Raw genomic sequence first — 21,126 nt, 5'->3', positions numbered from 1 at the left:
ATGGCATAGGTGCGTCGCAATGAGACGATCGATTTTATACTAGGGATTTTTAATTGCGAGGCACCCTACCGCTAAAATTATTCAATCTTCAATCTTCAATCTCAAATCTCAAATCTCAAATCGTGTTAATTGCCGCCAGTAACTCCCCCAGCCTGACCTCTGAGTACAAAAATTACTCCCGTCATAATTAGCCCCACGCCTACCAACCGCAGCGGTGGCAAAGGCTCGCCAAATACAATTTTGCCACCCAAAACAGTAAACAAGTAACTAATTGACAGTAAAGGCGAGACTATGCTAATGTTGGCGCGAGACAAAACTACGATAAAGCCGATCGAAGAAACTGCATACAAACACAGACCTCCAACTATCAAAGGCTGAGTTGCCATTGCGATAACTTTTTCAACTAAATTAGCAGCGCCAATCGGTCCTAATATTTTCGCTCCCGCTTTCAGACTAAATTGACCTACAACACTGCACAAAATAGCAGCGAGCAAAACTAGAAAAACGCTTCTACTCATAAGTTTAAGTAACCTATATTACAGCAAAAATTGCCATTCCAAAAAACTGGAAAAACTTAAATTAAGTTTTGTTGAGTTTTCTTCACCACTAATAATTTAAGCATAGATACTGGAACAGTAAGTATTGTCGATCGCCAGTAACGCCTGGAACAAACATATGGCAGAACAGACCAACACCAGCGAGGAATACAGTCTCGAACTCTCGATACTCATGCCCTGCCTCAACGAGGCAGAAACTTTAGAAATCTGTATCGAGAAGGCACAGAAGTCCCTGCGCGAACTTAATATTGCCGGCGAGGTCATCATAGCAGACAACGGCAGCACTGACGGTTCTCAAGATATCGCCACCCGATTGGGGGCCCGAGTCGTACCCGTAGCAGCCAAAGGCTACGGCAGCGCCCTAATGGGAGGCATCGTAGCGGCGCGCGGAGTTTATATTATCATGGGCGACGCTGACGACAGCTACGACTTTTCGCACCTCGGCGCCTTTGTCGAAAAATTGCGGGGAGGCTGCGATTTAGTCATGGGAAACCGCTTTCAAGGGGGCATCAAACCAGGGGCCATGCCGCCGCTGCACAAATATTTAGGAAATCCGGTGCTGACATGGGTTGGGCGGTTATTCTTTTCAAGTCCCGCCGGCGACTTTCACTGCGGGCTCAGAGGTTTCAGGAGAGACTCAATTTTGAAACTCGACTTGCAAACAACCGGTATGGAATTTGCCAGCGAAATGGTCGTCAAAGCCTCGCTGTACAAGTTGGGGATAACTGAAGTCCCAACCGTACTCTCTCCCGACGGCCGCAGCCGCCCGCCACACCTGCGAACTTGGCGAGATGGCTGGCGGCACCTCCGATTTTTGCTGCTGTACAGTCCCCGGTGGCTGTTTCTGTATCCCGGTACGGGGCTGATGATGTTGGGTTTAATAGTTGGCATTTGGCTGTTGCCCGGTACTCAAAAAATCGGGAGCATCAGCTTTGATGTACATACGCTATTGTATGCTGCGATCGCAATTATCGTCGGTTTTCAAGCCGTAACATTCGCTTTCTTCACCAAAATTTTCGCCATCAGCGAGAAACTGTTGCCGCAAGACCCCAAACTCAACAAAATATTTCGCTATGTCACCCTAGAGACAGGATTGATCGTGGGAATCACGCTAATATTAATCGGAATAATTGGCTCGTTCTTGTCATTAACTATCTGGAGCAAAACAGATTTCGGTTCTCTAGACTCCTCTAAAACTCTCCGTTTAGTTATTCCCTCCCTCACGTGCCTGACAGTAGGTTTGCAGATGGTTCTGTCTAGCTTTTTTCTCAGCGTTCTGAGCTTAAAACGTAGGTAAAATAATTCAACCTCAAATCTTATTACAATTGTCAGCAAAGATAATTTGAACCAGCCCAAAAACAGATACAGGCTGTCGGCGCATGGAGTGGATATCCCCAGACTTTAGACCAAATTTCAAGCTACCCAATTCATCTGTGGAGTAAATCTAAAATCTAAAATTTAAAATTCAGAATCGACAGACTTGTCCAAATGCTGCGTTAAAGCGGTCAGGAACAATCAGACTTCACCCATCTAATCTGTACATCGAAAACCTCAAATCCTATGACAGTAACTGAAAACAATTCCAGCGAGTATATCGGCCCCAAGCTAGGTGGTTTCGCCACTAAACTATCTTGGTACGCCCGCCAAAAAATGTTTGATTTGCTCCTGGGATTAGCCAATCCCAGCGACGACACAACCGTCCTGGATGTAGGAGTAACTTCCGACCGTCGCGAAGATTGCAATTTCTTTGAAAAACTCTATCCATACCCCCATAAAATAACCGCAGTCGGCATGGAAGATGCTGCCTTTTTAGAAGAAGAATATCCCGGTTTAACATACGTCCGTTCCGACGGGTTGACTTTACCATTTCCCGACAAAAGTTTTGATTTAGTCGTGAGTTTTGCCGTAATCGAACACGTCGGCAATAGGACTCAGCAAAAAGCTTTTGTTCGGGAACTTTGCCGAGTCGGCAAAACTTGTTGCATCACCACTCCCAACCGCTGGTATCCCGTAGAATTCCACACTGCTGTTCCCCTAATTCATTGGTTTCCCCCTTCTTGGTTTCGAGCTTTGTTGAGATTGCTCGGCAAAAACTTCTTTGCCAAAGAGGAGAATCTCAACCTATTATCCGAGAAAGATGTGTTAAAGATGCTCCCAGCAGATGCTCAAGTTTCTACCAGACATTTTCGGCTTCTCGGTTTGATATCCAATCTGCTCTTTTATGTTAAAAATCCCCTTTGATTAGATAAGGATCGCGAATTAAATAACTTACAATTTTAATTGTTATTGTGGGATGGGCGTCCCGCCCATCCCACAAACTTGTGTAAATTATTTAATTTGCGATCCTTATTTAATTCTCATTCCTAAGACTCGGCGGTTGAAACCGCTACTACACAAACGAAGTCCGCCTCCGCGGACTAAAGAGTAAAGTTATTGTAGGGTGTGCAATGCGTACCTTACTGCTATGAGTAGCGTATCATGTAAGACTTTTTTCAGCTTGCTTTGATTCTAGCAACTGTTCAGAACTACAAACCCATAGAGATGGCTTTAGTTCCCAAATCTAACACAAAATTTTCTCCGTCTTCATAAAGTTTTTTGCGACTTTTTGCAAGTTGCCGCACGTTATCGCGAAAATCGTGAGAGAGTTTTGCTTGCAGTCGAAACCAAGATGACAATCCAGGCCCCGAAGTATCTACATCTGCGGGATGATTGAGACTCCAAGACGAATAAGCTATGTATCGAATAGATTTTGAAACTAAATAGTTTGCTAAGGCTTCAGGGCCTTTGAATACAGGCATACCGGGTGGCAAACTTGCTCCCCCCGGCCAGTCTGCTAGGAAAATTTGATTGCGTTTGAAGTCGAGGATAAAAGGTGCATCTAGTCTGGTCAAAACTGTTTCTCCCTGTGGCACAGACTCCTGTATTGCTACGTACTGCGACTTTTGCTTTGCTGTAACTAATGATGGATTTGTCAGCCCAAATTCTATATTTTTTACATAAGCTGAGTAAGTCTGTTTAGTGATAGCCCAGTTATAGCTAATTGCCAACCCCGCACAAAATACAGCAGCAATAAAAAAGTTGGCTGCTCCGTTTTTGTTTAATGTTCCTGTGTCGGTCATTGCTACCGCGATCAATATTAAAATTGCTGGGAAAAGGTGAGAAAACGAATAGCGAAAAGGGTCGGCATTTTCGGTAATTACACCTACAGCAATTGTCGCCAATCCCGCTGCAATTGTCATTGATAAAACTGCTTGGCGGTTCGAGAACGAAGGTTCTTCGGGTAAATTGCCAAACTTCCATGGTCGGATGCTCAAGCTCAAACAGCCGAGAAATATCAGTATAAAAACATAAATACCTTGGAATGCTCTCATGGCGCTTTTCGCAGTTCCTAATAACGTCGAACCTGATTTGAAGGTAATGCCGTAGGCGGAGGCGTGATAGCCTTTTCCCAAAAGAGGATACAATAGAGTGCCTGAGGATTGATACATTGAAATCATCCAAGGCAGTAGAAATACTCCCACTAATACTGTTGTCAATACCAATTCAAATAAAACTTTTTGTTTGGATTCGGAGCTAATTAAATAGCAAATATAGCTGGTGGCAAATAGAAAGACACAGGCGGGTATTAGCGATGATTTTAAAGCACAAATAGCCGCTGCAATTAAAGCTAATATACAAGCATTTGCCGCCCAATGGTTGCGTTCTATCTCTTTACTGTCAAGCGTCCTGAACAAACTTACAAATAAAGCGACTGGCAGCATGAGACTTGTAGTGTTAGCCTTGGGAAGTGGAATCAAAAGCAAGAATAAAATAGTGAAGACGATTCGTTTGGTTGAAACTTTATTTTCTTTGAAAAATCCTAGGATTAGTCCGACAGTAATTATCAGGGGCAAAGCGGGGTCGATGAGGTTGAGATTAGTGTCGGAAAGTCCGCTTAAAATCAATGCTTGGAGAAATGACTGCCCACCTAAAGATACTATTCTTCGTTCGCTAAAAGGGTCTGAACCCATCGAACCGAGTTGCAGCATTTTGTGGGGAAATACTAAGTAACCGTGGTAGTCGTCGCTAGTATTAAATCCGTCAGCATAGACCATATTTGCAAAGTTGTGTCTACCTGTATAAAGCCATCCGGCGTATTGAATTAAAATTAGTAGACTAACTATGGCAATGCCTGCTAAGATGACTTTATCTTTGCGGCATTCTTGAAAAAAGTGCCAGATATTATTAATAATTAATTGTCTGTGATTTATTAAATCTACTAGACAGTAAATGAGTCCCAAACCTAAAAAAAATAGAATTGTGGTTTGGGAAATAGTCCAGGTTGCATTTAAGATGCCGCCAATTAGAACGCTAAAAGCTAGACCCCAAGCGGCTCTTTGTCCCCAGTCAATTCGCTGGTTGGGAAACAGGATGTGGTTGAAGACTTTTCCCCAACCGATGAGGGATAGTAGCAGGCAAATACCGTAGGAAAATGAGATGAGGTATGACATCATTGCTGTAGGAGTTGTATCTATTAAATAGTTAACTTTTTAGTTGATTAGTTGTCAAGTGTCGGCTATTTTTATAGGGAGGGTTTTCGATTATACAATAGAGGGTGGTTTTCGTCAATTTATTGTTGATTGTTTATATTAATTAATGGCGATAGAAAAGGCTGTTAATGGCTTGGGAATTTATTTTTTAGTGAGAGATGGGGAAGCAAAGATCGATCGCACGCTCGAACACAAAAAGATCGATCGCCCAGCAATATCTTCTTTCCTGCGATGGAGGGAAAGGTTAGCGGGGCGATCGGCATTCTACAGACATCGTGTCTGTACAGACAGCAAAAAGGCAGGCTACCGGAAATCGGCCCAGCCTTTGTACTGTCGCATTTTGTCGGGAATCTATTGCAGAAGTGCGATCGAGGGTGCATCGCAGTTCATCTCCAGGTATTCGGCTGCGATCGCGAATGCCGAAACCAAAATTCCCAAATTCTGCCTTCGGAGAGAGTCGAAGCTCAAAATTAAACAAGTGTGGCTACAGCTTATCAATGACCTAACATTAAATTTTATCAAAGATTCTGGTACGTTTCCGAATTTTTCATGTATCGTTACAATATGCTCATCTGCCATATCTAAAAAAAATTTAATGAGGTAAAAGCCATGATCGCAAGTTGCTTGATTCCGTTTACGCTCTGCTTGCTCGCTGGACTCGTGACTGCTGGGACTGACAAGAGAACGCTAGACGGGATTCCGGCTCCCATAGCTGCAATTATTGGGGTGTGTTCGTTAATTTGGTTTTTTGCGGTCTGTCCTTGGCCTGTTGAACTCGCTCTAGTGTTGGTGGTGCTGGTTTTTGGCAAAGCTTATTTGCAAGATATCTTGAAAGTCGGTTGAATTCTGAGGGCTAGCGCTCCTAGATTTGGGCTTGCGCGACGATCGATCGTTGGGTGCTTCTATTTTCTTCAAAAATTTTCGATTGTGGCGATGGTTTCCGTTGTGTTCTGCGAGCAAACCGCCACGGCCAAAGCAACCGCAGCATTGGTATTTTTATTTAGGAATGATAATTAAATAACTTACAATCTTTATTGTTATTGTGGGATGGGCGTCCCGCCCATCCCACAAACTTGTGGAAGTTATTTAATTCTCATTTCCTAGCTAGGGCTTGCAATTCAAGTCTCAGGTGGTGCCTCGATCGCAGATAATATAAGGTGCGCTTGCGGCGCACCCTAGAGATCGAGCAAGTAAAATGGCGATCTGTTAAATTGGCAAGCGATTGATATCTTTATTAGAACCAATTACTACCATCACCTCGCCGTTTTTCAAGCGTTCGTTTGGCTGGGGATTGATCTCGAACTTGTCGGCGCGACCGACTGCGAGCAAGTTCAAACCGTACCGGCGCCGGAGATCCAAATCCGCAATGGTTTTACCGTCAAATTTTTCAGGAACGAGCAACTCAACAATGCTGTGATTTGGGTCGAGGTCAAAGCGTTCTAAAATGCTGGGTTGTGTAAGAATGCGGGCTAAAGAGCAGCCCATTTCTCGTTCGGGAAAAACTACATGATCGGCGCCGACTTTTTTCAACAGTTTTAAGTGAGTTTCCGAGGAAGCTTTGGCGATGACGTGAGTTACCCCGCCTTCCTTGAGGTTGAGGGTGGTGGTAATGCTTTCGGCGAGGTAATTGCCGATCGCCACAATCACTGTTTCAAATTCAAATATACCGGCTTCCTGTAGAGCGCTAGGCTCTGTAGAATCTAACTGCAAAACGTGAGCCGAAATGCGATCGCTCAAAGCTTGAGTTACTTTTTTTTCGTCGGTGTCAACTCCCAGGACTTCGTAACCCAAGCCGTGGAGAGTCGAGCACACAGCTCTGCCGAAACGTCCCAAACCAATAACTGCAAACTGCTTGTTTTCCGCGCGCAAACTGCGGAAAAATCTTAAAGATGAAAGGTTCACGCTCATATTCAGCGCTGAAGGTCTGGATATTCAAATTTTAGCATAGACAGCGCTGCCTCCTTTTGATTTTTGAGTAAATAGTAAAAGTTGATTTGGGTTGTGATATCGTTTCCGGTTGCATCGGAATTATATATTTGAATCGTTGAGCGTGCGAGCGTCTCGCTCGCGGCCTGAATCGCGAGCGAGACGCTCGCACTACATAATTCCGATGCAACGGGATTTGATATGACCCATTGTTTAGATTATCAGAAACGAGGCAGGATTTTGCTATCCGACTAACAAACTTTCCTCAGCATACTTAAAAGTTCTGGGTTTGGGGTCGCCGAATGCGGCACTCATCAGCAGCAGCACGCCAACCCGACCTATGTACATTGTCGCAATCAAAATTAATTTGCCGATCGCCGAAATCTTGGCTGTAATCCCTGTGGAAAGGCCAACTGTACCAAAAGCTGACACGGCCTCAAACAGCACTTGGATAAATTCTAGTTCGGGATTGGTCAGTTCAATTAAAATTGCAGATGAGAAGGCGACTAACAGCGAGCCGAAGACTACGCTAATGGTTTTCAGAATCAGGGCTGCTGGGATTTGACGCTGATAGGACTGCACCTGTTCCTGACCTTCGAGAACTGCTGCGGTACAGCTAAACAATATCCTAAAAGTTGTGGTTTTGATGCCGCCGCCGGTGCTACCGGGACTGGCGCCGACAAACATCAGCGCGATGGTCAAAAATAGCGCGGCTTCGCTCATTTTTCCAATGTCAATTGTATTAAATCCTGCCGTGCGGGGCGTCACAGATTGAAACCAAGCTGCCATCACCTTTTGAGGAAAATTTAGAGGCCCGAAAGTTCCTGGGTTGTTGTATTCCAGCACCAAAAATCCTAGGGTTCCTAAAATTAAAAGGACAGCAGTTGTACTGGTAACGACTTTGAAATTCAGGGAAAAAACTGTGCAGATGGGGCTTTTGTTGAAGCGATCGCGCAGCCACAGGTACATTTCCATAATTACTTGATAGCCGATGCCCCCAAATACGATCAATCCGGTGACTGTGAAGTTAATCACAGGCGAATTGACGTAGCGGATTAAATTATCTGAATAGATGCTAAATCCGGCGTTATTAAAAGAATTCACACTGTGAAAAATAGCAGACCAGAGACCGTCTTTAAATCCGTATTCTGGGACAAAAACTAACATCAGCAAAAACACTCCAGTCAATTCAAACAAAGCGGTTGTTGCTAGAATTGACTGCACGAGTTGTAATACTCCGGCTAGTCCCGATTTGTCAAGTGATTGTTGCAGGGCAATTTTGTCTTTTAAACCAAAGCGGCGGCCCAATAGCAGCAGTAAGAAAGTTGTGGCTGTCATGTAGCCTAAGCCTCCTATTTGCACCAGTAATACGAGGCACAGTTGCCCCCAAAAAGAGTAATATTTTCCGACATCTACAACCGACAACCCTGTGACGCAGACAGCGGAAGTAGAGGTAAAGAGTGCTGTGATTGGATCGCTCCAAGTTCCATCAATTGTGGAAAATGGCATCATTAGTAGTAGAGCACCTGCGGTAATGACGGCGATGAATCCTAAACAAATAGTTCGCGAGACAGTCATTCGATTTTAGATTTTAGATTTTAGATTTTAGATTGGGGATTTTGAGATTTTGAGATTTTGGGATTTGGGATTTGGGATTTGGGATTTGGGATTTGGGATTTTAGAGGGAACCCACAAATCGATTTTAGATTTTTGATTTGGGATTTTAAAGGGAACTCACAAATCGATCGCCTGGCCCGAAATCAGGATATCTCTGCGAGTGCGAGTGCCGGCTGTCGATCGCACTTTCGCCGCCAAGTTCGATGACAACAACGGGACAATCACGGTAGAATTCCTGTAACAACTTGCGATCGTGCGATGACATCAACACTTTACCAGCAAATTCAGCAACTCTACGACGCTTCTAGCGGTTTGTGGGAGCAGGTGTGGGGCGAACATATGCACCACGGTTACTACGGCCCGGATGGAAACTTAAAGAAAGAGCGCCGACAGGCTCAGATAGATTTGATCGAGGAACTGCTCTCCTGGGCCCGAGTGCCGACAGCCGGAGCGCTATCAGAACCTTACCGCATTCTGGATGTCGGTTGCGGCATTGGTGGGAGCACGTTGTATTTGACCGAAAAGTTTGGTTCGATCGCGCAAAATAATTTAAAGTCGGATGATGGGGTCGATCGCGATTTTAGTCGATCGTCGGAACCAAATCAAAAGGGCGATCGGGTGACAGCCACCGGCATTACGCTGAGTCCGGTACAGGCAAACAGAGCAAAGGAACGCGCTAAAATTGCTGGACTGGAAAGCAATGTTAACTTTTTAGTAGCAGATGCTTTAAATATGCCTTTTCCTGATGAGTCCTTTGACTTGGTTTGGTCTCTCGAAAGCGGGGAACATATGCCCGACAAAATTAAGTTTTTACAGGAATGCTACCGCGTGCTCAAGCCGGGAGGAACTTTGATTTTGGCAACTTGGTGTCACCGCCCGCTGGGAGAAACAGCGGGAGAATTGACTGATGCAGAGAGGAAGGAATTGGCAGAAATTTACCGAGTTTATGCTTTGCCTTATGTGATTTCTTTGCCGGAATATGAGGAGATTGTCCGCAGTTTGCCTCTGACAAGTATTCGCAGTGCTGATTGGTCAAAAGCTGTGGCTCCTTTTTGGGATGTGGTGATCGATTCTGCTTTGACTCCGAGCGCGATTTGGGGTTTGTTGACGAGCGGTTGGACGACTATTCAAGCTGCACTTGCTCTGGGGTTGATGAGTCGGGGATATGAGAGCGGATTGATTCGTTTCGGGCTGATTTGTGCTGTAAAATAAATGGAACAGTTGACAGTTGACAGTTGACAGTTGACAGTTGACAGTTGACCGAAGGAAGAAGGAAGTTCGGCAACGGATGTAACGGATGTAACGGATAGAAGGAAGAGGGAAGAAGGAAGGAAGAAGGAAGAGTTGACAGTTGACCGAAGAAATGAAGTAAAAAGGAAGAAAGAAGGAAGGAATGAAGGAAGAAGGAATGAAGAAGTTCGGTTGATGATATTTCTGGCGGCAAGTTCAATCAAGTAAGGTGGACAATTTCCATCTTACTTAATATTATTTCTGGTGCGTTTGTAGGATTTATGAGCAACGATTCGATTGGTAAGTCTTGGATTGATGAAAATGGCTCGGCTCCGCAAAGCTGGGTGAGCGCTTTTTGGGAGTTTTCTCGGCCGCATACGATTATCGGCACTACCTTGAGTGTACTGGCTTTGTATGCGATCGCTCAAAGCACTCGATTATTTGTGAATCCGATATTTCTGCCGCTAGCATTTGCTTGGTTGGCTTGCATTTGTGGCAATATTTATATTGTGGGATTGAACCAGTTAGAAGATGTTGAAATTGATAAAATTAATAAGCCGTATTTGCCGATCGCCTCGGGAGCGTTTTCTCGCAAAACTGGGGAGTTGATTGTAATTGCAACGGGAATTATAGCGGTTGTGACTGCTGTTTTGCAAGGCCCGTTTTTGCTGGCTACAGTTGGCGTTAGTTTGGCGATTGGGACTGCTTATTCTCTGCCACCAATTCGGTTGAAGCGGTTTCCTTTTTGGGCGGCGCTGTGCATTTTTACGGTGCGCGGGGCGATCGTCAATTTAGGGCTGTTTCTACACTTTAATTGGGTTTTGGGTTTGGGAAGGGCGAAAAGCGTTTTTACGGGCTGGAGCTTAAATAGTCTGTCTTTGGCGATTCCGGCGGAAGTTTGGGTGCTGACGGTTTTTGTGATCGTGTTTACTTTTGCGATCGCCATTTTCAAAGATATCCCTGACATGGAGGGCGACAAGCAATACAATATTACTACGTTTACGATCGAGTTGGGCAAGCAGGCTGTGTTTAATTTGTCTCGCTGGGTGTTGACGGTTTGCTATTTGGGCGCTACTTTGGCGGGAGCAGTCGTGTTGTCTAATGTTAATTTAGTGTTTTTGACGGTTGCTCATTTGGTGGCTTTGGGTTTGATGTGGTTTTGGAGTGTCAAAGTTGATTTGGACGAGCAGAAAGAAATTGCTGATTTTTATCAGTTTATTTGGAAGTTGTTTTTCTTAGAATATTTGATTTTTCCCGCAGCTTGTTTGTTGGGATGAAGGCAGTTGGCAGTTGGCAGTTGGCAGTTGGCGGTTATTGTTATAGTAAAAAACAACAAACAACAAACAACAAATAACAAACAACAAATAACAAACAACAAATAACAAACAACACAGACAACTATGGCTTCTAAGAAAAAATTCCAAAAATCTGCCGTCAAAATGCGTGCTGAAGATTCTTTGAAGATAGCTTGGGAATATCATCAAGCGGGGCGTTTGTTAGAAGCTGAAAATTTGTACCGGCAAATTGTGGAAGCGCAGCCGGAGTCAGCAAACGTGTTGTGTTTGTTGGGAATTGCAGTCAGACAGCAGGGGAAAGTGGCTGAGGCGATCGACTTTTACGATCGCGCGATCGCCCAAAACCCCGATTTTGTAGAGGCACATTTAAACAAAGCCCATGTTTTGATGGATGTTGGCGCTACTCAAAGGGCGATCGCCAGTTATGAACAAGTCATCCAACTTTCACCAAATACCGCACTAGCATACAACAATTTGGGCTGGCTCAAACAGCACTTGGGCGAAATTGACTCGGCAATTTCATATTATCAAACAGCGCTCCAGCTCGATCCAAACTTGCTGGAAACTGCACACAATTTAGCAGGCTTATTAAAAGATAAAAATCAATTAAATGAGGCAGTCGCCTGTTACCTGCACGCTTTAAAAATTAATCCTAATTTGACATATTCTCTGATCGGATTGGGAAGAATTTTTCAGCAGCAAGGTAAATTGCCCGAAGCTTTCGACTGCTACCAGCAAGCTATAGCATTAGAACCTAACAATCCCGAATCTCAGAACAATGTGGGAGCATTTTACCACGAACAAGGTAATACTAAAGCAGCAATTTCCCACTACCGACAAGCATTAAAACTTAAGCCGGACTTCGTGGATGCTATTAACAACCTCGCCCACGCTTTGGTCGATTTAGGAGAATTTCAAGAGGCTTTTGCTTGTCACCATCGAGCCTTGGAATTGCAGCCAGACAACGCCATCGCACACCTGGAATTAGCCTTGACTTTGCTATTGTTTGGAGATTTCCAGCGCGGTTTTGCTGAATATGAGTGGCGGTGGCGCACTTCGCAAGTAGAACCGAGACAATTTCCACAGCCGCTTTGGGATGGTGCGGATTTGCAGGGTAAAACTATTTTACTCCACGTCGAGCAAGGCTTCGGCGATTCGATTCAGTTTATTCGCTACGTGCCGATGCTTCGCAGCCGAGGTGCTAAAGTTATCGTGGCTTGCTATCCGGATTTGATGCGGTTGTTTGCGACTGTTGTCGGGATTGAATATTTATCAGTTTGTTTTGAGGATTTGCCAGCATTTGACTTTCACGCACCGCTGATGAGTTTGCCGAGGATTGTGGGGACAACTCTGGAAACAATTCCCGCAAATGTTCCTTATTTAGCTCCGCCTGCTGAGTGCAGTTTTGCACTTGCTTCTGATGCAAAGTTAAAGGTGGGGATTGTTTGGGCGGGAAGTCCGCAGCGCCGTAAAGATAATCAACGTTCTTGCAGTTTAAGCGATTTTATGCAATTCTTGGATGTTCCGGGAATTGCTTTTTATAGTTTACAAAAAAACTTGTCGGAGTGCGATCGCACTTTGTTGCACCAGCATCTAGTCCCGGATTTGAGCGCGCATCTGAACGACTTTGCTGATACGGCTTCTGCTATATCTCAATTGGATTTAGTGATTACTGTCGATACTTCTGTGGCACACTTGGCTGGTGCTTTGGGTAAACCGGTTTGGGTGCTGCTGTCTTTTGCTCCTGACTGGCGCTGGCTGCTGGATCGCGAAGACAATCCTTGGTATCCAACTGCAAGGCTTTTCCGCCAAAGTCAGCCGGAAAGTTGGCAAGAATTGTTTCAGGATGTGCAGGCGGCTTTGAGTTTATTTGCGATCGCAAATTCTGCTACTTCTGCTGAGGATGCTGCCAAAAATCTACCTCTGGAAATGACAGGCGCTAGCTTGGTTGAGGAAAACAAACAAATATTTGTGACTGCGGGCGAAGCTTTAGGAAATGACTCAGCAGCCAAGCATTTGCAGGGAATTGAGATATCTGTTGTCGCAACGGGCGACGAAAATTCGGCTGTTTTAGATGATTTATTGCAACAAGCAGAACATTTAATGGAAACAGGCGATAAGCTAGAGGCGATCGCCCTTTACGAACAAATTATATCTCTCGCTCCCAATTGTTTCCAAGCGCGCATTAATTATGGTTTTCTCAAACACGAAAATGGGGAATTAGATGCAGCCATTCCGCATTACCAAGAAGCTTTAGCGCTCGCTCCCAATATTCCTCAAACAGCTTACAACTTGGCAAAGATTTTTGAGGAACAAGGTAAAGTGGAACAGGCGATCGCACATTACGAACAAGCTCTGGCTGCTGAACCGGATTTCGTGCCCGCACTGATTAATTTAGCGGTGGCGCTGCAAGAAAAGGGCGAACTGTTAAGGGCGCTCGATTTGTACCGCCGAGCGCTGGAAATTCAACCCCATAGCTGGGAAGCTTACAACAATTTGGCAACTGTTTTGCAAGAACAGGGCAATTTAGAAGAGGCGCTGGAGTATTATCACAAAGCGTTGGAATTGCTGCCGGATTTTGTGGAAGCTATCAACAATTTAGGCAGGACTTTTCTGGAAAAAGGCGCGGTTGAAGATGCGATCGCCTGCTACAGACGGGCGATTCATTTGAATCCGGATCATGCTAGCGCTCACCTGAATTTGTCCTTGGCTTTGCTGTTGGCGGGAGATTTTGCAAATGGCCTCGCCGAATACGAGTGGCGCTGGCAGATTAAAGAATTTAAAACAGGCCATTCCTGTTATTTGACGGCGCCGGGAAATACACTTTCGGCAAGAGAATACCGGCCGCTGTGGGACGGTTCCAACTTGCAGGGAAAGACTGTTTTGCTGCACGCGGAACAAGGTTTAGGCGATTCGCTTCAGTTTATTCGCTACGTTGAGATTGTCAAAAATCGAGGCGGTAGGGTAATTGTTGATTGTTACCCGCAATTGCGCCGTTTGTTTGCCATGGTTGATGGCATTGATTTGTTGATAGTTAGAGGTGAACCGCTGCCGGAATTTGACGTGCAAGTGCCGATGTTGAGTTTACCCTATGTTCTCGGTACAAGGCTAGAAACAATTCCGGCAACTACTGCTTATTTGTCTCCCCCTGCGGATGCTGAATTTGCGCTTTTGCCCGATCGCAATTTGAAAGTTGGGATTGTCTGGGCGGGGAATCCCAAACACCGCAAAAATATGCAGCGTTCTTGCGGTTTAAGTCAGTTTCTGCCGCTTTTGGACGTTTCGGGGGTAACTTTTTACAGCTTGCAGAAGGAGGTTTTAGAGGCCGATCGCGCGCTGTTGAATGGAACGCCGATCGTCGATTTGAGCCCGCATTTTGGTGATTTGGCTGATACTGCTGCTGCGATCGCCAAACTGGATTTAGTAATTACTGTCGATACGGCTGTCGCCCATTTGGCGGGCGCTTTGGGCAAACCAGTCTGGGTTTTGCTGGCGTTTTCCCCGGATTGGCGGTGGTTGTTGGAGCGCGAAGACAGTCCTTGGTATCCCAGTGCAAGGCTGTTTCGGCAACGGGAAAGGGGAGGCTGGGAGGGCGTTTTCGCTAGGGTGGCGGAGGCTCTAGGCGCTGTTTCTGCTGAATTTGTGCCGTCGGAGGCGGCGGATTGGGAGTTGCGGTTGGGCCGAGATTTGCAACAGCAGGGCAATTTGGGCGGGGCGATCGAGTGTTACCAGCGGGCGATCGCGATCGATCCGAATTATGCAGCCGCCCACAGCAATTTAGGTGTTGTCAAACAGCAAAGCGGGCGGTTAACAGAGGCGATCGCGCATTACCGACAAGCCCTAGAAATAGACCCGAATTTGGCTGAAACTGCGAGCAATTTGGGCAGCGCGCTGGCGGAAGCAGGGGAGAATGAAGGTGCGATCGCCCAATACCAGCGGGCGCTGTCTTTGAACCCGAATTGCGCGGAAGCGCTGGTTAATTTGGGCCTGCTGCGGGAAGAGCAAGGGGATGTGGGGGAGGCTGTCAGGTTGTACGAGCAAGCGATTCAAGTCAATCCTGATTGTGCTGTGGCTTATTTGAATTTGGGCATTGCTTTGGAGGAACGAGGAGAGGAAACGGGCGCGAATTACGATCGCGCGATCGCAAATTACGAACGGGCGATCGCTCTCGAACCCAATTATGTAGACGCCTTGCACAACTTAGGATACGCCTCGATCCGACAGGGCAGAATTGCAGATGCGATCGCCTATTACGATCGCGCTATGGCGGTGCAACCAGATTTAGCCGAAACTCTGATCGGTTTGGGGAGTTCCCTGCAACAGCAAGATAAGTTAGATGAGGCTCTAGCCGTTTGCCAGCAAGCGATTCAGCAGTTACCAGCCAATGCTGAGGCTCGCTGCAATCTGGGAATTGTGCTGCACAAACAGGGCAAAATTGCAGGTGCGATCGCCTGTTACCAGCAAGCTTTGAGCCTGCAACCCGACTTTCCCGAAGCTTTGAACAATCTGGGTAAGGCTTTTGAGGAAGCCGGAAATATGGCAGAGGCGATCGATTGTTACCGTAGGGCGATCGAGTTGAAACCAGGTAACATGAATCCCCTCAACGGTTTGGGAAAAGTGTTGCACCAAGGCGGCCAATTTGCGGATGCTGTCACCTGCTACAGTCAAGCAGTTCAATTCAATGCGACTAACCCAGAATCTCACCTAAATTTAGGTTTGGCTTTGCTGCTGTCTGGAGAGTTGCAGCGCGGTTTTTCCGAGTACGAATGGCGGCTCCTAATTAAAGAAAAAGAGTTTCCGTGCCACAACTTTATTCAGCCGATTTGGGACGGCAAAGATTTGGAGGGAAAAACTATTTTGCTTTGCCCGGAACAGGGTTTGGGCGATGCAATTCAGTTTATCCGCTACGCAGATTTAGTCAAGCAAAAAGGCGGCAAGGTAATTGTTTGGTGTTTGCCGCACTTGCAGCGGTTGTTTGCCCAAGTTTCGGGAATCGATGAGTTAATAATTAATCCCGACGATGCGCCTGATTTTCAAGTTCATACGCGGTTAATGAGTTTGCCGCACATTCTGGGAACAACTTTAGATACTATACCAGCTAATGTTCCTTATTTAGCTCCACCACCCGGTTTGGAATGCGCTCTTCCGAACACTCCTAATTTGAAAGTAGGGATTGTGTGGTCTGGAAATACTCAACATTCACAAAATAAGGTACGATCGTTCCCGCTAGATTTGTTGGCAAAACTGTTAGAGATTCCCGGAGCAGATTTTTACAATTTGCAAAAGCAAATGACAGCAGACGAGCGTGCTTGGTTAGATCGAATGCCCGTCACAGATTTAAGCTCTAATTTGCACGATATGGCAGTTACTGCTGCGGTAATCTCGGCTCTGGATTTAGTCATTTCGGTAGATACTTCTGTAGCGCATTTGGCGGGTGCTTTGGGCAAACCCGTGTGGATTTTGCTGTGTTTTGTGCCGGATTGGCGGTGGATGTTGGAGCGCGAAGATAGTCCTTGGTATCCGACGGCGCGCTTGTTTCGCCAGTCAGCAGCGGGGGATTGGGAGGGAGTTTTAGATCGGGCTACTTTGGCGCTTGAAGCAAAAATTCATGAGCATCAGGAAGCTCGACAACCAATAGAAATTCAGTCTAATATTGAGTTAGCTAAGAAACAATTCGATCGCGCAAATCTGCTGAAATCCCAAGGAAGGCTTGCCGAGGCGATCGCATATTTCAAGAATGCTTTGGTTTTGCAGCCAGATTCCATCGAGTCCGCTACTAATTTAGCCGTCACGCTGCACCAAACAGGCGATTTAGCCGAAGCTGCGACGTATTATCAGCGCGCGATCGAAATTGACCCGAACTGCGCCCAAGCGCAAAATAACTTGGGTATTTTGCTGCAAGATCGGGGAAATATCGCCGAGGCTGTAATTTGCTTTCAAAAGGCGATCGCCCTAAATCCCGTTTATGTCAAAGCCCTGAACAATCTCGGCGCGACTCTCCAGCAGCAGGGCGAGATTCAAAGTGCGATCGTCTATTTTCAGCAAGCACTTTCCCTCAATGCCAATTACGTACCCGCCCTCGTAAATTTGGGCGTGGCGATGCAAGCAAAATGTCAGCCAGCGGAGGCCGGGCGGCTTTACCAGCGTGCAATTGAAGCAGAACCGAACAATTCTAAAGGACACTATCACCTGGGAAATTCATGTTTGGCTGCGGGCAAAATAGAGCAGGCAATTTCTAGCTTTGAGGTAGCAATATCTTTGCAGCCAAATTATGTAGAAGCCCTGACTAATTTAGGCAGTGCCGTGGAACTATTGGGAGACGTAAATCGGGCAATTTCATGTTACAATCAAGCTCTCGCAGTAGCTCCAGACTGTGTTAAAGCTCACTTCAATTTAGGCTTAGTCTTGCTGTTGACAGGTGACTTGCCGCGCGGCTTAGCAGAATACGAGTGGCGGTGGCACACAGATCAGGCGAAAAAATTGCCGCGGTTGAATTTTGACAAGCCAGTTTGGGACGGTTCAGATTTGAACGGACAAACTATTTTACTCCGCTGCGAACAAGGTTTGGGCGACGCAATTCAATTTGTCCGCTACGCCACAATTGTCCAGCAAAAGGGCGGCAAAGTCATTATATCTTGCTATCAAGAACTGAAGCGTTTATTTAAGCAGATTCCTGGTATCGAACAAGTGGCGGTGCGGGTGGAAGAATTGCCCGATTTTCAAGTACAAGCACCGCTGATGAGTTTGCCGCACATTCTCGGAACAACTTTAGACAATATACCCGCCAATGTTCCTTATTTAGCGGCGCCGCCGAATTGGCAATTTTCGCTAAATTGCGATCGCAATTTCAAAGTAGGGATTGTCTGGGCGGGAAGTTCGGAACATTTGAAGGATTTTGTGCGATCGAGCGATTTCAGCTATTTCTTGAAATTCTTAGATATTCCCGGTGTCAGTTTTTACAGTCTGCAAAAAGAAGTGTCGGCGGATGACATGACTTTGTTAACTCAAACTTCTGTCATAGATTTGAGCGACAATTTGAACGATTTTGCCGATACTGCGGCGGTGATATCGCAACTAGATTTAGTTATTTGCGTCGATACCGCTGTGGCGCACTTAGCCGGTGCGTTGGGCAAACCTGTCTGGATTTTGCTCTCATTTATGCCCGATTGGCGGTGGCTGCTGACACGGGAAGACAGCCCTTGGTATCCCACTGCGCGGTTGTTTCGGCAGGAAATAGCGGGTGATTGGGATGGCGTGGGCGATCGCATAAAAGTCGCTTTACAAGAGTTAATTCCCACTCCCACTGAGGCTAAATCATCATCAAGTGCGATCGCAGAAATAGACGTACAGTTTCACATAGCAAAGGCATTACAAAAACAAGGTAACAAAGCAGCCGCAGCCGCGCGCTACCAACAAGTAATCGCCGCCTCGCCCAACCACGCCGAAGCCCACACTTATTTAGGTTATCTCAAACAGGAAAACGGACAAATAGCCGAGGCAGTTTCGCACTACCAGCAAGCACTAGCAATCAATCCCAACCAGGGCAAAACGAACTTATATTTAGGTTATGCCCTGGAATCACAAGGAAGAGTTGCGGAGGCGATCGACTGCTATACTAAAGCAATTCAACTATCTCCAGAATCTCCAGACTTGCGTTTAAGACTAGCATTTGCTTTGCTGTTGACTGGCAATTTCCAGCCTGGTTTTGCCGAGTACGAATCGCGCTGGCACACTCAAGAATTAGAACAACAATATACCAATTACCCGCTTTGGGATGGTTCAGATTTGCAGGGGAAAACAATTTTATTGCATCCAGAACAAGGTTTTGGCGATGCGATTCATTTTATCCGCTACGCACCTTTAGTCAAGCAAAAAGGCGGCAAAGTTATGGTTGCTTGTCATAAATCGCTGAAGCGTTTGTTTGAAAAAGTGGCAGGCGTAGATAATGTAGTCACAAACCCGCAGAATTTGCTAGATTTTCAAGTGCAAGCGCCGCTGCTAAGTTTGCCGCGAATTCTGGGGACGACTTTGGAAAACATACCTGCAAATATTCCTTATTTAGCTGCGCCCGATGATTGTAAAATTTCCCTAGGATCGAACAATAAACTAAAAGTAGGTATTGTGTGGGCGGGCGGGCCGCTGCACCGCAAAAATCACGAGCGATCCTGTAAGTTGAGTGAGTTTTTGAAGTTTTTAGATGTTCCGGGCGCGAGTTTTTACAGCCTTCAGAAAGATTTGTCGGCGGGCGATTTAACTTTATTGAATCAACAGCAAATCCCCAATTTAAGCGAACATTGCCTCGATTTTGCCGACACCGCAGCGATTATTTCGCAACTGGATTTAGTAATTTGTGTTGATACCGCGATCGCCCACTTAGCCGGTGCGTTGGGCAAACCTGTCTGGATTTTGCTCTCCTTTATGCCCGATTGGCGGTGGATGCTGACACGGGAAGACAGCCCTTGGTATCCCACTGCGCGGTTGTTTAGGCAGTCACAGGCGGGTGATTGGGATGCCGTGGGCGATCGTATAAAAGCAGCCCTAGAACAGCTAATTACCCGTTTCCAGGCTCTACCTAGTAACGCATATCCAGAGGCTCAAACTCAAAACTCGCTCCCACAAACTCCGCTACAAATAACAGAAAATACTCATTCCCAGACTCTACTTGGTAACATATATCCAGAAGTTCTTCCTCAAAATATCCCCCCAGAAACCCCGCCACAAATAACAGGAATCGGCATCAGTTGGCCAGTCAGGATCACCAGCGGCTGGGGCATTTACGGCATGAATTTAACACTGCAACTGCTGCGAAATCCTGCCTGGGAAGTTGCACTTTTAGTACCGCCGTCCATCACCTCAGAATCCATCAATCCGCTGCACAAATCACTCTTGTCACCCGCAGTAGAAAAGCAGAAACAATTTCAGGAATTAGTAACAGCAAATTCCGACAAACAGATCAGTTGTAACTTTCCTGTACTTTACGCTTTGGGGAATAACTTAGCATCCTCGGGAGTTGAAAATCATCTAATCAGCCCTTGTCAAGTAGGAGTCATCTTTTTTGAAGACACCCGCATCACCCCAGCCGCCCTAGAAACAGCCAAAAAATATCGCGCTATTGTCGCCGGTTCCCACTGGAATGCCGATGTTTTGAGAAGCTGCGGCTTGACTAACGTCGCGATGGTAAATCAAGGAATTGACCCCGCAATTTTCCATCCTGCACCTAAATCTAACCTATTTGGCGATCGCTTCGCCATCTTCTCCGGCGGCAAACTCGAATATCGCAAAGGCCAAGACATTGTAATCGCCGCTTTCAAACGATTTCGCGCCAAACATCCAGAAGCTTTACTACTAACAACATGGCACAACTTCTGGCCTCAGTATATGCTAGGAATCGAACAAACCGGAAATGTTGCGGGACTTCCCAATATCAACCGCGACGGAAGTTTAGGAATTTCGCAATGGTTGGCGGCTAACGGCTTACCAGTTGAATCTTTTATCGACATCGGTTTAATTCCCAATCACCTCGCCGGACAAATATTGCGAGAAGCCGACTGCGCTGTTTTCACCAATCGCTGCGAAGGCGGCACTAATTTAGTCGCAATGGAAAGTATGGCCTGCGGAATTCCTACTATTTTATCAGCAAATACCGGACATTTAGACTTAATTTATAGCAATATTTGCTATCCTTTGTCGCATCAAGGACGAGTTAAACCGACTGCTCATTTTCCTGGTGTAGAAGGTTGGGGAGAGTCTGATGTTGAGGAAGTTGTCGAGGCTTTAGAGCAAGTTTATACTAATCGCGAAGAAGCGAAACGTCGCGGTTTAGCAGCGGCGAATTTTATGCTCGATTGGACTTGGGAAAAACAAGTTAAACGCTTTTTGAATATTATTGGCGGGCTATATACATAATTCCCGTAGGGGCGGGTTCACCAACAATAATCGCCCCAAAACTAACAATTTCAAAAACCCGCCCTC

General features: G+C 46.0%; 12 protein-coding genes. 7 read left to right on the top strand and 5 right to left on the bottom strand.

The window, feature by feature from the left end:
- Nucleotides 1-125 precede the first annotated feature (125 nt).
- Nucleotides 126-518 (bottom strand): transporter, encoded by a 393-nt coding sequence (locus tag JGK20_RS12335; protein WP_293150051.1) that lies wholly within the window; start codon nucleotides 516-518, stop codon nucleotides 126-128.
- Between the two features lie 157 nt (nucleotides 519-675).
- On the opposite strand from JGK20_RS12335, the gene JGK20_RS12330 reads away from it, so the two are divergent.
- Both JGK20_RS12330 and JGK20_RS12325 read left to right on the top strand, forming a co-directional pair.
- Nucleotides 676-1,854 carry a glycosyltransferase family 2 protein gene (locus tag JGK20_RS12330; protein WP_293191420.1) on the top strand — a complete coding sequence of 393 codons (1,179 nt, stop codon included), beginning with the start codon at nucleotides 676-678 and terminating at the stop codon, nucleotides 1,852-1,854.
- A gap of 263 nt (nucleotides 1,855-2,117) precedes the next feature.
- A complete protein-coding gene (locus JGK20_RS12325) occupies nucleotides 2,118-2,798 on the top strand; it encodes a class I SAM-dependent methyltransferase (RefSeq protein WP_293181785.1) in 681 nt (226 codons plus the stop codon).
- Nucleotides 2,799-3,082: 284 nt separating this feature from the next.
- Here the strand turns inward: JGK20_RS12325 and JGK20_RS12320 are convergent, their stop codons facing one another.
- Nucleotides 3,083-5,050: a hypothetical protein gene (locus JGK20_RS12320; RefSeq protein WP_293181787.1), complete on the bottom strand. Its 1,968-nt coding sequence runs from the start codon at nucleotides 5,048-5,050 to the stop codon at nucleotides 3,083-3,085.
- A gap of 267 nt (nucleotides 5,051-5,317) precedes the next feature.
- Between JGK20_RS12320 and JGK20_RS12315 the strand changes: the two genes are divergently transcribed.
- Together JGK20_RS12315 and JGK20_RS12310 are read left to right on the top strand one after the other, a co-directional pair.
- Nucleotides 5,318-5,560 (top strand): hypothetical protein, encoded by a 243-nt coding sequence (locus JGK20_RS12315; protein WP_293230598.1) that lies wholly within the window; start codon nucleotides 5,318-5,320, stop codon nucleotides 5,558-5,560.
- A 135-nt stretch (nucleotides 5,561-5,695) separates the two neighbouring features.
- On the top strand, nucleotides 5,696-5,929 hold the full coding sequence (locus JGK20_RS12310) for a hypothetical protein (protein WP_293151796.1): 234 nt from the start codon (nucleotides 5,696-5,698) through the stop codon (nucleotides 5,927-5,929).
- Between the two features lie 363 nt (nucleotides 5,930-6,292).
- Here JGK20_RS12310 and JGK20_RS12305 read toward each other — a convergent pair whose 3' ends face one another.
- From JGK20_RS12305 to JGK20_RS12295, 3 genes are all read right to left on the bottom strand, one after another.
- On the bottom strand, nucleotides 6,293-6,988 hold the full coding sequence (locus JGK20_RS12305; protein WP_293181801.1) for a TrkA family potassium uptake protein: 696 nt from the start codon (nucleotides 6,986-6,988) through the stop codon (nucleotides 6,293-6,295).
- A gap of 267 nt (nucleotides 6,989-7,255) precedes the next feature.
- Nucleotides 7,256-8,590 (bottom strand): TrkH family potassium uptake protein, encoded by a 1,335-nt coding sequence (locus JGK20_RS12300; RefSeq protein WP_293230595.1) that lies wholly within the window; start codon nucleotides 8,588-8,590, stop codon nucleotides 7,256-7,258.
- A gap of 145 nt (nucleotides 8,591-8,735) precedes the next feature.
- On the bottom strand, nucleotides 8,736-8,894 hold the full coding sequence (locus tag JGK20_RS12295; RefSeq protein ID WP_293181793.1) for a hypothetical protein: 159 nt from the start codon (nucleotides 8,892-8,894) through the stop codon (nucleotides 8,736-8,738).
- On the opposite strand from JGK20_RS12295, the gene JGK20_RS12290 reads away from it, so the two are divergent.
- The 3 genes from JGK20_RS12290 (at nucleotide 8,888) to JGK20_RS12280 (ending at nucleotide 21,060) form a co-directional block, all read left to right on the top strand.
- Nucleotides 8,888-9,841, top strand: coding sequence for a methyltransferase domain-containing protein (locus tag JGK20_RS12290; RefSeq protein ID WP_293181795.1), 954 nt, complete (start codon nucleotides 8,888-8,890; stop codon nucleotides 9,839-9,841). The two genes, JGK20_RS12295 and JGK20_RS12290, sit on opposite strands and share 7 nt — an antisense overlap.
- Nucleotides 9,842-10,140: 299 nt before the next feature.
- Complete coding sequence (locus tag JGK20_RS12285; protein WP_293206584.1) at nucleotides 10,141-11,136, top strand: homogentisate phytyltransferase; 996 nt, start codon at nucleotides 10,141-10,143, stop codon at nucleotides 11,134-11,136.
- A gap of 123 nt (nucleotides 11,137-11,259) precedes the next feature.
- On the top strand, nucleotides 11,260-21,060 hold the full coding sequence (locus JGK20_RS12280; RefSeq protein ID WP_293230593.1) for a tetratricopeptide repeat protein: 9,801 nt from the start codon (nucleotides 11,260-11,262) through the stop codon (nucleotides 21,058-21,060).
- Nucleotides 21,061-21,126 lie beyond the last annotated feature (66 nt).

Origin of the sequence: Microcoleus sp. PH2017_05_CCC_O_A, assembly GCF_020738785.1 — a bacterium.
Lineage (GTDB): Bacteria > Cyanobacteriota > Cyanobacteriia > Cyanobacteriales > Microcoleaceae > Microcoleus.
This window is presented reverse-complemented; position numbering and strand designations above follow the sequence as displayed.